Origin of the sequence: Nonomuraea endophytica, assembly GCF_014203235.1 — a bacterium.
In the GTDB taxonomy this organism is placed as follows: domain Bacteria; phylum Actinomycetota; class Actinomycetes; order Streptosporangiales; family Streptosporangiaceae; genus Nonomuraea; species Nonomuraea endophytica.
Genome location: NZ_JACHIN010000001.1, coordinates 131,274 through 144,743 on the forward strand (window position 1 = coordinate 131,274; position 13,470 = coordinate 144,743).

At 67.5% G+C, this 13,470-nt stretch carries 11 protein-coding genes and 1 other RNA gene; 3 read left to right on the top strand and 9 right to left on the bottom strand.

The features are described from left to right. Nucleotides 1-1,218: an oxygenase MpaB family protein gene (locus HNR40_RS00575; RefSeq protein ID WP_184957674.1), complete on the bottom strand. Its 1,218-nt coding sequence runs from the start codon at nt 1,216-1,218 to the stop codon at nt 1-3. Between the two features lie 162 nt (nt 1,219-1,380). Here HNR40_RS00575 and HNR40_RS00580 point away from each other — a divergent pair, with 162 nt between their 5' ends. After that, complete coding sequence (locus tag HNR40_RS00580; RefSeq protein ID WP_184959311.1) at nt 1,381-2,037, top strand: TetR/AcrR family transcriptional regulator; 657 nt, start codon at nt 1,381-1,383, stop codon at nt 2,035-2,037. Between the two features lie 65 nt (nt 2,038-2,102). Then, nucleotides 2,103-3,971 carry a CocE/NonD family hydrolase gene (locus tag HNR40_RS00585; protein ID WP_184957675.1) on the top strand — a complete coding sequence of 623 codons (1,869 nt, stop codon included), beginning with the start codon at nt 2,103-2,105 and terminating at the stop codon, nt 3,969-3,971. Nucleotides 3,972-4,214: 243 nt separating this feature from the next. On the opposite strand, the gene HNR40_RS00590 is transcribed toward HNR40_RS00585, so the two are convergent. Then, on the bottom strand, nt 4,215-5,465 hold the full coding sequence (locus tag HNR40_RS00590) for a M20/M25/M40 family metallo-hydrolase (RefSeq protein ID WP_221339866.1): 1,251 nt from the start codon (nt 5,463-5,465) through the stop codon (nt 4,215-4,217). Nucleotides 5,466-6,044: 579 nt separating this feature from the next. Here HNR40_RS00590 and HNR40_RS00595 point away from each other — a divergent pair. After that, the gene (locus HNR40_RS00595; RefSeq protein ID WP_221339867.1) at nt 6,045-7,256 is read left to right on the top strand and encodes an SGNH/GDSL hydrolase family protein; all 1,212 of its coding nucleotides are present in this window, start codon (nt 6,045-6,047) and stop codon (nt 7,254-7,256) included. A gap of 286 nt (nt 7,257-7,542) precedes the next feature. Here HNR40_RS00595 and HNR40_RS00600 read toward each other — a convergent pair whose 3' ends face one another. The 7 genes from HNR40_RS00600 to ftsE form a co-directional block, all read right to left on the bottom strand. Further along, entirely contained in the window at nt 7,543-7,935 is a 393-nt protein-coding gene (locus HNR40_RS00600) for a type II toxin-antitoxin system VapC family toxin (protein WP_184957678.1), read from the bottom strand. Beyond that, entirely contained in the window at nt 7,932-8,186 is a 255-nt protein-coding gene (locus HNR40_RS00605) for a type II toxin-antitoxin system VapB family antitoxin (protein WP_184957679.1), read from the bottom strand. The genes HNR40_RS00600 and HNR40_RS00605 overlap by 4 nt, the downstream gene beginning before the upstream one ends. 571 nt (nt 8,187-8,757) lie before the next feature. After that, nucleotides 8,758-9,142: a transfer-messenger RNA gene (gene ssrA, locus HNR40_RS00610) on the bottom strand. 295 nt (nt 9,143-9,437) lie between these two features. Continuing rightward, a complete protein-coding gene (locus HNR40_RS00615) occupies nt 9,438-11,297 on the bottom strand; it encodes a penicillin-binding transpeptidase domain-containing protein (RefSeq protein ID WP_184957680.1) in 1,860 nt (619 codons plus the stop codon). Beyond that, complete coding sequence (gene smpB, locus HNR40_RS00620; protein WP_184957681.1) at nt 11,294-11,761, bottom strand: SsrA-binding protein SmpB; 468 nt, start codon at nt 11,759-11,761, stop codon at nt 11,294-11,296. The genes HNR40_RS00615 and smpB overlap by 4 nt, the downstream gene beginning before the upstream one ends. A 23-nt stretch (nt 11,762-11,784) precedes the next feature. Next, complete coding sequence (ftsX, locus tag HNR40_RS00625) at nt 11,785-12,690, bottom strand: permease-like cell division protein FtsX (RefSeq protein ID WP_184957682.1); 906 nt, start codon at nt 12,688-12,690, stop codon at nt 11,785-11,787. A gap of 20 nt (nt 12,691-12,710) precedes the next feature. Next, a complete protein-coding gene (ftsE, locus tag HNR40_RS00630; protein WP_091079803.1) occupies nt 12,711-13,400 on the bottom strand; it encodes a cell division ATP-binding protein FtsE in 690 nt (229 codons plus the stop codon). Between the last annotated feature and the right edge of the window lie 70 nt (nt 13,401-13,470).

Here is a 13,470-nt window from a genome sequence, read left to right on the forward strand (position 1 = left end):
TCAGCCGGGCCGGTTGCCCGTCGGGATCACGATCTTGGTCTGCGCGCCGCGGGTGAGGTAGTAGGTGGTCCACTTCTTGACCATCTCGTCCAGGAGCCAGGCGGAGGCGGGCACCAGCGGCAGCCCGATCAGCCCCTCCCGGAAGCGCACCAGCAGTGGCCAGGCGGTCTTGACCACCGGGTCCCACAGCGGCTCGCGGCGGATGCCGTTCCAGTCGGCGACCTGGTTGCCGGTCAGATACCTGGAGAACGCGTTGACGAGCGGCTTGTCGATGCCGCCAGGGCTGGTCAGCTCCGCGAGCATGTCCCGCAGGATGGCGTTGAGCTCCACGCCCTCCCGGGTGGAGCCCATGTTCCTGGGCAGGACCAGGTCCGACTGGGTGTAGGAGGTGTCCCAGGTGGCGGGGAGGAACTCGTCCCTGATGCCGAGCATGTGCCCCAGCATCTGGACCGAGTGCAGGTATCCCTCGGTCTCGGTGGCGGACATGCGTACCTTCCACTCCCGCAGGCCACGCATGGAGTACGTCGCCAGCGTGTGCCACGTGACGAGCATGTCTTCCTGGGTGATCGGGATGGGGCCCGACCAGTGGGGGGACGACTTCAGCAGGTGCCGTACCGCCGCGTGCACCAGCCGGGTCTTCACCGCCTCGACCACGGCCGTGCCGCCGGGGCCCCAGGCGTTCCGGGGGCGGACCGCGTAGGCCAGGATGTTCGTCTTGGCGATCCGGTCCTTCAGATCCGCGCCGCCGGCGGAGTAGTAGACCGCGCGGGCCTCCTTGGGGATGGCGGTGGCCAGCATCCCGGCGCCGACGATGGTGAGGACGACGAGGTAGTTGCCCTTGAGCGCGTGGAAGCTCGCCCCGGCGTCCAGCTTGGCGGGGTCGGCCCACGACGGCAGCTGACGCGCCTGCTCGATGAAGGCCCGCAGATCCTCCGGCAGTCCGGCGGGCAGGGGCTGGTCGTTGCGGTTCCAGTCGTACAGCAGCCGGTTGACCTCGGGGATGACGCCGCGCTCGAACAGTGAGGCGAGCAGCGGATCGGCCACCTCGTCCCACACCCAGCGCGGGTCGGCGCCACTGCCCGAACCCGCGATCGAACCACTGGCGGGCCAGCCCCAGTCGCCTGTCAGGGCTTGGGCCGGAGAGGCCGCCCCTAACGCGCCGAGCGCGCCCAAGGCCGCGCCCGAGATCAGTGCCTCGCGCCTGCTCAACTCTGCCATGCTCCGCACTCCTTCGAGGTGGGGGGTCCACTCAGGGCCTAGAATGATACGGAGATACAACTTTTGAGTCCGTGTATCATCATCAGAGCACAGGGTGACGGGCATCACAAGACCGCGTTTGAGGCAGAATCCCTACAGGAGGAATCAGTGCTGTCCGGATTCATGGCGCCGTCAGACTCGGAGTCGTTGCTGGAGCGCGCCTACGTCGACGCCGTCGAGCGCGTCGACGACACCGACGAGCTGCGGACGCGCATTCTCGACGCGGCGTACGAGCAGCTCTGCCGCATGGGCATCAGGCGCTCCACCATGGAGGACGTCGCCCGGCTGGCGAAGGTCTCCCGCATCACCGTCTACCGCCGCTTCGACACCAAGGACACACTGGTCGAACACGTGGTACGCCGGGAGTTCCGCCGCTACTTCGACCAGTTCCTCATCGACATCGAACAAGCCGGCACCGCCGCCGACCGGGTGGTCCTCGGCTTCGTCAGCTCGCTGCGGGCGATCCGCGGCAACCCGCTGATCGGCGGCCTCATCGCCACCGAACCCGACCTGCTGGTCCCCTCCATGACCGCCGACGGCGGCCAGACCCTCGCCACGGTCCGGCATTTCGTCGCCGGCCAGCTCCGCAGCGAGCAACGCGCGGGCAACGTCTCGGCCCACCTCGACGTCGACCTGGTGGCCGAGATGATGGTGCGGATCTCCTCCTCCTTCCTGACGATCCCCAGCGCGATCGTCGACCTGGACGACGACGAACAGCTGGCCGCTGTGGCCCGCCGGTTCCTCGTCCCCATGCTGGAGCCACCGACTCCTGCGGTTTAGCCGTGTCAGCGGTCGTGTCAGCGGCGCGACGGCCCGGTATCAGCGCGGCCCACAACCGTGGCGCCATGAAGTACTCAGTGATTGCGGTACTCGCGAGCGCCCTCGTGGCCGCCGCGGCCCCCGCCGCGTCCGCGGTGGACAAGCCGGCGATCGACGTCTCCGGCGGTCGCACCCAGCCCGTCTTCTCCTATGAGGACGCGATCCGCGAGCACGTCCGCGTCCAGTCGACCGTCGACAGCGACGGTGACGGCAAGAAGGACCTGGTCCGCGTGGACATCATCCGGCCGAAGGAGTCCGGTTCCGGCCTCAAGGTCCCGGTGATCATGCATGAGAGCCCGTACCACGACGACCCCGGTGTCGGTTTCGAGGTTGAGAAGAAGAAGTACGACGCGAACGGCAACGTCACGAAGTTCCCGATGTTCTACGACAACTACTTCTTGCCGCGCGGCTACGCGTTCGTGTCCGTCGACATGATCGGCACCAGGCTGTCGGAGGGCTGCCCGACCACCTATGGTCCGTCGGACGTGCTGGGCGGCAAGGCGGTCGTCGACTGGCTCAATGGCCGGGCCACCGCCTACGACGCCAAGGGCGACCTGGTCAAGGCGACCTGGACCACCGGGCGTACCGGGATGATCGGTCACTCCTACGAGGGCTCGCTCGCCGTCGCCCTCGCCGGCACCGGTGTGCGGGGTTTGGAAACGATCGTGCCGGTGGCGTCGTTCAGCCGAGGCTATGAGATGTGGCGCGCGAACGGCACCCTCACCGTGTTCAAGGGCGCGGCGGCCTGGCAGGCCAAGCGGGTGGACAAGGACCCGGACGAGAAGTGCGCGGCCGTACGGCAGAAGATGCAGGAGGACGCCGACGACGCGACCGGCGACCACAACAAGTTTTGGCACGAGCGCGACTACGTCAACGGGCCGCTGTCCAAGGCGAGCGACGTGCGCGCCAGCGTCTTCTCGGTGATGGGATTCCAGGACCGGAACGTGGTCGCCAGCCAGTTCTCCACCTGGTGGGCCGCCCTGCCCGGCAACGTCCAGCGCAAGGCGTGGGTGACGCAGTACGCCCACCTCGACCCCTTCTGGGCACGCCGCGACGTGTGGGTCGACACCCTGCACAAGTGGTTCGACCACGAGCTCATGGGCGTCGACAACGACATCCTGCGCCGGCCCCGCATCGACGTACAGCACGGACCGGACCGCTGGATCACGCAGGCCGAGTGGCCCGCACCCGCCAAGACCGTCACCCTGCGACCGCAGAAGAACGGCTCACTGGCCGGGACGCCGTCCACGGGCACCGGCGGCTACGTCGACCTCGCCAGGACCGAGATCGCGATGTCCGAGAACCCCGCCACCACCCACACCAACCGGCTGGCCTACCTGACCTCGCCCCTGAAGACCGCGACCAGGTTGTCCGGAACTCCGACGGTGACCATGCGCGTCAAACTGGACAAGCCGGCCGCCAACCTGGGTGTCCTGCTGGTCGACTACGGCACCGACACCCGCATCGACTACCGCGAGATCGGCCCCGACCGCGCGCACGGCCTCAAGTTCATCGGCGGCGAAGACTGCGTCGGCCAGAGCACGAGCGACGACGACGGCTGCTACCTGAAGGCCGCCGACAACACGGCGGCCTCCGCCTTCAACGTCGTCACCCGCGGAATCATCGACGCCCAGAACCACAAGTCGCTGAGCCACTCGACGCCGCTGACGCCGGGCAAGGCGTACCAGATCACCTGGAAGCTGCAGCCGCAGGACTACGAGTTCAAGGCCGGGCACCGCCTCGGCCTGATCCTGACCGGAACCAACGACGACGCCAACCTCAACGACACCGGCGGCGAAGACGCCGAACCCGGCACCGGCGCCAAGGTCACCGTCGACCTGGGCGGCACCTCGGTCAAGCTACCGCTGCTCACCGGCGCCTCGACCAGAAAGTAGCCCAGCAGATCATCGCCCGTGATCGCGGCCCTTGCGGTCGCGACCACGGGCCGGAGGGGCGGTTCAGCACCACGTAGCCGTCGCGCTCGTAGCCGGAGCGCTTGAGCTCCTCCACCCGGGCCCGCTGGCCACGCCGCACAGCACGGCCGGACTGATCAACGGCTACGTGACCCGGCTGCATGACGGCGAGACCCCGCCACGGCGCGAGGCAGGTGCCCGGGTTCCCGCCTCGCGCCGGGTCGATCACGTGGCCGGTTGCGGGAACGCGACCGGGCTGCGCCGGCCCTCACGGTCCACCGCGCGCAGACCGAACTGCACGTTGTCCTTGGACAGCCCGATCGTCGCCGTGATGACGTCGCCGACGTCGATGGCGTGGGTCCAGTACGGCGACGTGGTCTCCCGCCAGACCACCTCGTACCCGGCCAGACCGGCATCGGTGCCGCGGCTCCAGGTGAGGGTGGTGTCGTTGGTGAGGGCCGCGGTGACGATCTTGACGTTCTTCGGGGTGCCCGGCCCCTGGGCCAGCGACCACAAGGTCGCGCCGTTCACCTTGGCCACCCGGGTGAGGTAGTCGAAGTCCAGGAACTCGGTCAGATCACCGAACTGCACGCCGTTCTCGACGCGAGTGTTCTGGTGCTGGTGGTTGAAGTTCTCGCGCGGCTCGGTGAACCTGGCCGCCGGGTAGCCGTTGCGCAGGAACGGGATGTGATCGCTTCCGCGCAGGAAGCGGTCGCGCCGCCAGATCACCCAGACCTTCATGTCGGTCGCGTCGTTCTCCGCCACGTCCTTGGCGAAGCGGCCCAGCTGACGTGAAGGCCCGTCGTTCTCGCCGCCGATCGACTGACGGACGGACGCCTCGGCCGGGGTCTCAGCGGTGGGCACACCCTCCACGAACAGGCGCAGCGTGCGCGGATCGGGGCGGCTGCCGTCCCATGCGGAGCTGGCTCCGACGATGTCGTTGCTGAACATGCCTTGCACGTCCGTACCGGCCGCCTTCATCTGGGCGGCCATGTGCGTCGAGCCGTACAGGCCCTGCTCCTCGCCCGAGACCGCGGCGAACACCAGCGTGCCGCTGGTCTGACGGGTGGCGAAGACGCGGGCGAGTTCCAGCACGACGGCGACGCCGGAGGCGTCGTCGTCGGCGCCAGGGGCGTCGCTGGTGAAGTCCATGACGTCGGTGACGCGGGAGTCGAGGTGACCGGTGATCACATACACCCGCTCGGGCGCGGCGGTTCCGCGCAGGGTCGCGATGACGTTGGTGATGGTGGTCGGCGCCGGGATGCGCGGGGAGACGGGCTGGACGAACGACTGCTTCTGAACCGTCATCCGGCCGCCGGAGGTGGCGGCGATGGCCTGCATCTGCGCGTACACCCACTCGGTGGCCGCGCCGATGCCCCTTACCGGATCGGTCTGACTGGACAACGTGTGCCGGGTCCCGAACCGGGTCAGCCGTCCGACCGTGGCCCTGAGGCGCTCGCGGTCGATCTCACGCAACAGTTTCCGCAGTTCCTTTTCAGGCTTCTGCGGGGTGACGGGCCGCCCCGGCCCTGGGACGTGACCATGGTTGACCTCGGCGAACGCGGTGTCCGCGAGAAGGGGTGCCGCGGCCGCCGTGGCGGCGGAGACGAAGAGGAAAGCGCGCCGAGTGGATTGCGAACCTAAGGGAGGCTGACTCTTTTCCATGACTCGCATCCAACTCCGATCTCACACAATGTCCACCACCCACGATCCGGCCGGAAGCATCATCAACAGCCCCGCGCTCGCTCACCCCTCGCACACCGTCCGCCCTACGAGGGGTTGGCCACGACCTAGCAGTTGGCCACACCTTTGGATGGCCGGACGAGCCGATACCGCGCTCGTCGAGGATGCCCGCCCCTTCCAGCCTCCACGAAGGCAAAACCGGGCACTGAACTCCGCCCGGGGCGGCCAGTCATCAGCGTGGCCCCTGGGAGATGTTGACGCCGTTGGTGCGGCATGTTGTGATCCACTCATGCGCTATTTCGTACTTATTTAGTAGGAAATGAGGCGGTTTTGAGGTTACTCCAGCGTGCCGCCGCGGTTGCCATGCTCCTGGTGAGCGCGGCAGGCATCCAGGTCGTCCAGGGCGGACCGGCGCAGGCGGCTCTGCCCACCGCCGCCGTCGCGCTCGGCGACAGCTTCGTCAGCGGAGAGGGCGCCGGGAACTACCAGCCCGTAGTCGACACCTCCGGTACGTCACAGGGTTTCCCCGGCTGGTCCGCGGCCAACAGCAACGCCTACTTCTGTCACCGGTCGGCGAACGCCTCCCTGTTCACCGCGTCCCTCCCGGGTATCCAGCAACGCTTCAACCTCGCGTGCTCCGGCGGCCAGCCCGCCGACATCGCCGCCCCCTCAAGCGCCCGAGCCGAGGGCCGCGCCGTAGCCTCGCAACTCGACCAGCTGCGCGCCGTCGCCCAGACGCACGACATCGACGTCGTCCTCGTCGGCCTCGGCTCCAACAACACCCAGTTCACCTTCGGCGACGTGGCCTCGCTGTGCGCCAACCGCTTCATCGCCGACGCCTGGACCGGCTGGTGGGAGTTCTGGGCCTACCTGAAGGGCGAAGTACCGCAGAAGCCCTGCACCGCCTCCGACCTGGCCACCAACGCCGAGGTAGCCGCCGCCACCACGGAAACGACCGCGGCCCTACGCCAGATCCTCGACACCCTCGCCCAAGTCGACGCCGACGGCATCCACCAGGTGATCCTGCAGACCTACACCAACCCACTCCCCCCGGAGATCGCCTCGCAGTACCACGAAGAGGACAACCGCAGCGACACCCGCGACAAGTTCCGCGCCCTCGGCGCCGAACGGTACGCCGCCGGCTGCCCGATCCACCGCGCCAGCCTCGCCCCCGGCCATGTGTTCTCCCAGAACCTCGGCTCCCTGGTCAGGAACGCGCACAGCACACTGGCAGCCGAACGCCCAGCGGCCGATGTGCGCGTGCTGGACGTCCAGCAGGCCTTCGACGGCGCCAGACTCTGCGAGAACCCCAACAGCCCGACAGGCGCGCTCGCCACACCGGTCCGGGTAATGGACGGCCCGTCCGGCACGTTCATCACCAGCCTGTCCGGCTGGGACAAGATCGGCATCCAGCGGGCGGCGAACACCTGCGTCACCCACTTCCAGACCTGCCAGGAGTCCTGGCACCCGAACGCCGCAGGCCATGTAGTCCTTGGCCAGTGCCTCGCCGGCGCCTTCACCGCAGCGCCACGCGCGACCGTCTCGTGCGCCCGTAACGCGAACGGCACACTCACCATCTCCTGACGCCCCCTCAACTTCGCGTCCGGCCGTCAAGAGCCGGACGCGAAGCGAAGAGGCAACCGGCGTGGAGTTCAGCACCTTCCGCCCGTGTTCCGAGCACCAGTTCAGCGCCTTCAACGACTGACATGCCGACTGAACGCGCCAGCCTCGCACCGCAGGCGTGCTTGGAGCGAGGTCCATGGAACAGGGTTCCAACTGCCCAGCCGGGCAAACGGGCAGGCCCCGGAAAGAGCGCGAAGCATCAACAGGAACCGGTCAGACTAGCCGCTGGATGGGACACGCCTTGGCTCTAGAGAGCAGAGGGCAGGTCTGTGTGCGAGAAGTCATTGCCCTTGTACAGCAACGGCTCCCCGGTATCCTTCGCCAGCGCATAGGCGAAGCAGTCGCCGAAGTTCAGCTTCGCCGGATGACCGCTGCCCCGCCCGAAGTCACGATAGGCCTCCCGGGCGATACGGGCCTGTTCCAACGTCACCGCTTCCACCACGATGTCAGCCTGCGCGATGAGCTCGTCGAACTCACGGCGAACCACCGGATCCCCCCGCCCGTCAGCGACGATCGAAGCCTCCAACCAGTTCGCGGCCGACATTCGGGCAGACCTGGCCTCCGCTATCGCCTTGGCGAAGACAGCAGCGTCGGGCTCGGCGGTGATGATCGCGATGATCGCGCTCGAATCGACGATCACTTGGGCAGCCCCGTCGCCTCGTCATACAACATCGCGTCGAAATCCTGGGACGTGTAGCCCTCACCCATGCGTCGCGCCATGTCCCGGCCGATCGCCAGCAACCGCTCCGCCTTGTCCGTCTCCCGCTGTTCGAGACGCCTCAGCCGCTCGGTCATCGCGACGATGACCGTCTGCGTCAGGCTCTCTCCCGTCAGCCGCTGGAGCTTGCGTGCGAGCTCTTCGGCCTCGGCGTTCTTGATGTTCAAACTCACGGGAGTCCACCTTTCCACCTCGGCACAGAAGAATTCTACCGTCGAGATCAGGCTGAAGGGAAGAAACAGGAGTCCGCGATCTCATCGTTCGGCGCGACGAGAGACGTGTCAGGTGACGCACACCGCTGGACGACAGGCAAGCGCATGTCTGCGCGCACGACATCCCGCACACATACCCTCCGGGCCTCACGCGTGGACGCGCCACGTCGATCAGAGCATCCGCCCAACTGCCCAGCCCGCAACCGGCGTGGAGTTCAGCGCCTTTCGCCCGTGTTCAGAGCACCAGTTCAGCTCCATCGACGCCTGAACATGCTGACCGAGTGCGCAAGCCGTGCGCCGCAGGCGCGCCCGATCAAGACGCCCGAGCGCAGCGAGGACCATTGACCAGGGTGGGCTCCAACTGCCCAACCACCCAGCCGGGCAACGGGCGGGCCAGAAAGAGCGCGCGAAGCACCCACAGGGGTCGGGGCTGTGCCCCGACTGGAGGGACGCGCGGAGCGAAGCATGCCCATAAGGCCAGAAAAACAGACTTGCCCCCCACGCCCGAAGGGCGCAGAGGGCAAGACCATGCTGGTGGAGGTGGCGGGAATCGAACCCGCGTCCTTCAACCCCAAATCAGGGCTTCTCCGGGCGCAGCCTGCTTAACGCTTTCTCAGCCCCGGCGCTCACGCAGGCGCGTCGCCGACAGGCTCAGCCACTGTTTGTTTTCCCGCTCTCCCCCGTGGCCGGGTCGAGCGGTGGAGCCCTCTAACGATGCCAGGTCCTGAGCCGAGGGCGTGCCCAGGCTGACAGAGGTTTCGCTACTTAGGCAGCGAGAGCCAGGGAACCCTGGCTGACCTCAGAGTGCTTCTTATTGGCACTTATTGTTTGCGGTCACAGTGTTAACGAGGTTATGTCCGCCGTCCTCGGCCCGCTTCCCCTGACTTGCAAAGTCGAAGTCGAAGCCAGTCACCCCCATGTTCTGTTGTCAACACGGCCACCGAAGCGGCCGAGCAACAAGAAGATACTCCTCACAACGCCACCAACGCCAACTCATATTCCGCCGGACATGCCGAAACCCCGGAGACGCGGCACAGCAGCACGCGTCCCCGGGGTCGACCGGCAGGGTCGAGCCGGTCCGGACGGCAGGACTTCCCCCGAGATGAAGTCCTGTCTCGTCGCGGTGACTGAGTCCGCAACCCCCCGAGCGGGCCCAGTCATCCAGTAAGACGCAGCCGGGGGTCGGATTGGTTGCTCAACGTCATCAGAAAATCACCTAGGGTTACGAAGCGCTCCGAAGAAGCGGCCTGCCGTCGCCGCGGCGTCGGAGTTCTTGGTGAGTACGGCTACCGCCACATCCCCCTGCCAGCCGACGAACCAGCCGAGTTGCTGGCTCGGCAGGGCGGCGGCCACGCCGTACACTCTGCCCGCTCCCGCCTGTGCGGACGGTGAGCTGGCGACGCCCGCCTTCATCATCGCGGTGAGGGCGGTGCGGACGGCGGGATCGACCGGCACGCTCGCGGGCGGCTTGGTGGCGAGTTGTTCGGCGGCGGGGTCGGGGCGGTCGGGGCTGGTCACCAGCGACGGCGGCCGCCAGGTGCCGGATTTGACCGCCGCGGCCACGAGCGCCATGGTCAGCGGGCTGACCTCGACGTTCTGGCCGGCGATGGCCTGGGCCTTCTCCGCGTCGGTGACCAGGCTGGGCATCTTGCCGGTGAACGCCTTGAGGGGGAGCTGCCAGTTGACGCCGATGCCATAGGCCTCGGCGCTGCGCTTGAGCTGCTCGGCCCCTACCCGGCGGGCCAACGAGGCGAGGGCGGTCACGCAGCCGCTGGCGAAGCTCTCCTGGAAGGTGGCGGCGGGCTGCTGCGTCTGGCCGGTGAAGACGAACCTGGCGCCGCCCACCGTCCGCTCGGCGGGGCAGCGCAGCCGCTGGCTGGGCTTCACGCCCGCCTTGATCAGCGCGTCGGCGGCCACGATGGAGAAGGCGGTGCCGGCCGGGTATTTGCCGCCCAGGGCGTCCTTGACCTGGCCCATGTCCTTGGCGCCCACCGCGAGTACCTCACCGGTGGAGGCCTTGACGGCGACGAGCGTGCCGGACTGGGTGGTGCTCACGGCGGCGTCGGCGGCCTGCTGGGTGAGGCTGTCGAGGGTGGTGTGGACGGGGCCGTTGGGACGGCCGGGCCACTCCTTCAGGACGGCGACGTCCTCGCCGGTCTTGAGGTCGAGGGTGATCACCTGGGTCTTCGTGGAGCCCGTCAGGTGGTTCTGGTAGGCCTTCTGCAGGCCGTTGCGGCCCACGGAGTCGCCGGCGCGCTGCGGGCCGCCGAGCTTGACCTCGGTCTCCGGGGTGAGCGCGCCGACCTTGCCGACGATGTCGCGCGGCGGGGCCGGGTCGACCGGCTGGTCCTGGGGCTGGACGTGGACCTTCGGGCGGATCTCCGCGATCTTCTGCTGCACCTGCAGATAGCGGTCCCGGCCGAACGTGGCGAGCTGCACGAAGTCGCCGGGCGGCGAGGACCTGACCCGGCTCAGCAGCCGGTCCTCGGCGAAGCCGGTGATCGCGGCCAGCTGCTTGACGACGCTTGAGGTCTCGTCGCCGAGCGCGGACGGAGTCACGCCGACGACGTAGAGCCTGCCGGGCCGCTGCAGCGCCTCTCCGGTGCGGTCGACGACCTTCTGGCGGGGCTCAGAGCTCGGGCGTACGGCGAGCCGCTGCCCGTCCTTGAGCTGCGGATGCAGCACCGACTGCGACCAGCGCACCTTCCACACCCCGTTGACCAGGTGCAGCGGAAGCGTGCTCTCGTACTCCCACAACGGGCTGTTCTCGCCCAGGTCCACCTCGGCGCCGAACTGGGCGGTCGTGGCGTCGCCCTGCCGGTTGAGTGACTTCACACGAAAGCGGAAGGAGGCGGCGTCAAGGTCGAGCTTGGCGGCTTCGAGCGCCTTGCGCACGACGGCCGGGTCTCCGTCGGCGCGGCTCGCGGCCAGCTCGTAGTCCTCCGACTGCCAGCCGACCAGGAAGTCGCGCACGGCGTCGTGCGCCGACGGCTCCTCGAAGCAGCCGGTCAGCGTCATGCTCGCGGCCGTCAGCGTGACGGCCGCGGCGAGGATACGGCGGGCCCTGCTCATCGGTTGCGTTGCCGTAGGGCCCTGGCCATTTCGCGCTTGGCCTGCTGATCGGCCAGGGTCTGCCGCTTGTCCCAGTCTTTCTTGCCGCGCGCGATGCCGATCTCGACCTTGGCCTTGCCGTCCTTGAAGTAGAGGACCAACGGCACGATCGTCAGCCCGCCCTCCTTCGTCTTGGCGGCCAGCTTGTCGATCTCCTTGCGGTGCAGGAGCAGCTTGCGCTTGCGGCGGGCGGTGTGGTTGGTCCACGTCCCCTGGGCGTACTCGGGGATGTGGACGTTCATCAGCCACGCTTCGCCGTCGTCGATGCTGGCATAGCCGTCGGCGAGTGAGGCGCGGCCCTCACGCAGCGACTTCACCTCAGTGCCCTGCAGCACGAGCCCCGCCTCGAAGGTGTCCTCGACGTGGAAGTCGTGCCGGGCACGCTTGTTCTGGGCGATGACCTTCCGCCCGGTCTCACGTGGCATGGTTCGACTGTACCGGCGTTCCGCTACACCCTGAGGTATCGGCGGAGCGTCACGAACGAGGCGAGCACACAGATGAACACGCCGATCACCATCGTGGCCGAGATGACCGAGGCCACGGAGTCCCAGCCCAGGGCGGTGGAGGTGCCCAGGTACTTGGACAGTGCCTCGAAGATGAAGACCTTCGTGACGATCAGCATGACGGCCGCGACGACGCCGCCGACCAGGCCGGCGATGACGCCTTCCATGACGAACGGCAGCTGGATGTACAGGTTCGAGGCCCCGACCAGGCGCATGATGCCCGTTTCCCGGCGTCTGTTGTAGGCCGACAACCGGACGGTGTTGCCGATCAGCAGGGCGGCGGCGAGCACCAGGACGATGGCCACGATGACGGCGGCCCATCTCAGGGTGTCGAGCATCTCGAAGAACTTGCCGATCAGGTCCTTGTGGTTGATCACCTGGGCGACGCCGGTCTTCCCGGTCAGCGCCTGGATCACCGGCTGGTAGTTGTCGGGGTCGTGCAGCTTCACGCGGAACGACTCCGGCATGTCCTCGGCCCGGGCGGCCTGGACGAGCGCCTGGTTGCTGCCGAAGGACTGCTGGAAGTTCTTGTAGGCCTCCGTCTGGTTCTCAAAGATCACGTCTTTGACACCCTGGATGCCCTGGATCTCGCCCTTGAGCGTCTCGACCTGGGCCGGGGTGGCTCCCTTGCCCTTACAGGCGGGCATGGCGGAGTCCTTGCTGCACAGGAAGACCGAGATCTCGACCTTGTCGTACCAGAAGGTCTTCATCATGCCGACCTGGGTGTTGATCATCAGGCCGACACCCAGCATCGCCATGCCGACCGCGACCGTGATGATCACTGCGATGGTCATGGTCAGGTTGCGGCGGAGGCCGATCCAGACCTCGGAGAAGATGAAGTTCGCCCGCATGTTGTGTCTGTAACTCCCTGTCAGTACGCCTGGCCGTAGACGCCACGCGACTGGTCGCGGACGATCTTGCCGTCCTCGAGTTCCACGACCCTCTTGCGCATGGAGTCGACGATGGCCGCATCGTGCGTGGCCATCACGACCGTCGTACCGGTCCGGTTGATGCGGTCGAGCACCTTCATGATGCCGATGCTCGTCGCGGGGTCGATGTTGCCCGTCGGCTCGTCGGCCAGCAGGATCATTGGCCTGTTGACGAAGGCGCGGGCCATGGCGACACGCTGCTGCTCGCCGCCGGACAGCTCGTCGGGCATGCGGTGTGCCTTGCCTTCGAGGCCGACCAGCTCGATGACTTCCGGGACCACCTTGCGGATGAACCGCCGCGGCTTTCCGATGACCTCGAGCGCGAACGCCACGTTCTCGTAGACGTTCTTGTTCGGGAGCAGGCGGAAGTCCTGGAAGACGCAGCCGATACGGCGGCGCAGGTGCGGCACCTTGAAGTTCGACAGACGGGCCAGATCCTTGCCGGCGACATGGATCGCACCCGAATTGGGTCGTTCTTCCTTGAGGATCAGGCGGAGAAACGTGGACTTGCCTGATCCGGACGGACCGACGAGGAACACGAACTCGCCCTTGTCCACGTCAACGGAGACGTGGTCGAGAGCGGGCCGGTTCTGGTTCGCGTAGACCTTGGTGACATTATCGAAATGGATCACGAGAGCATCACGGCATGCCAGTCTAGGGGTCAGGACGGAAGCAAGGGTGGCACATGCCCACTTCCCGCCG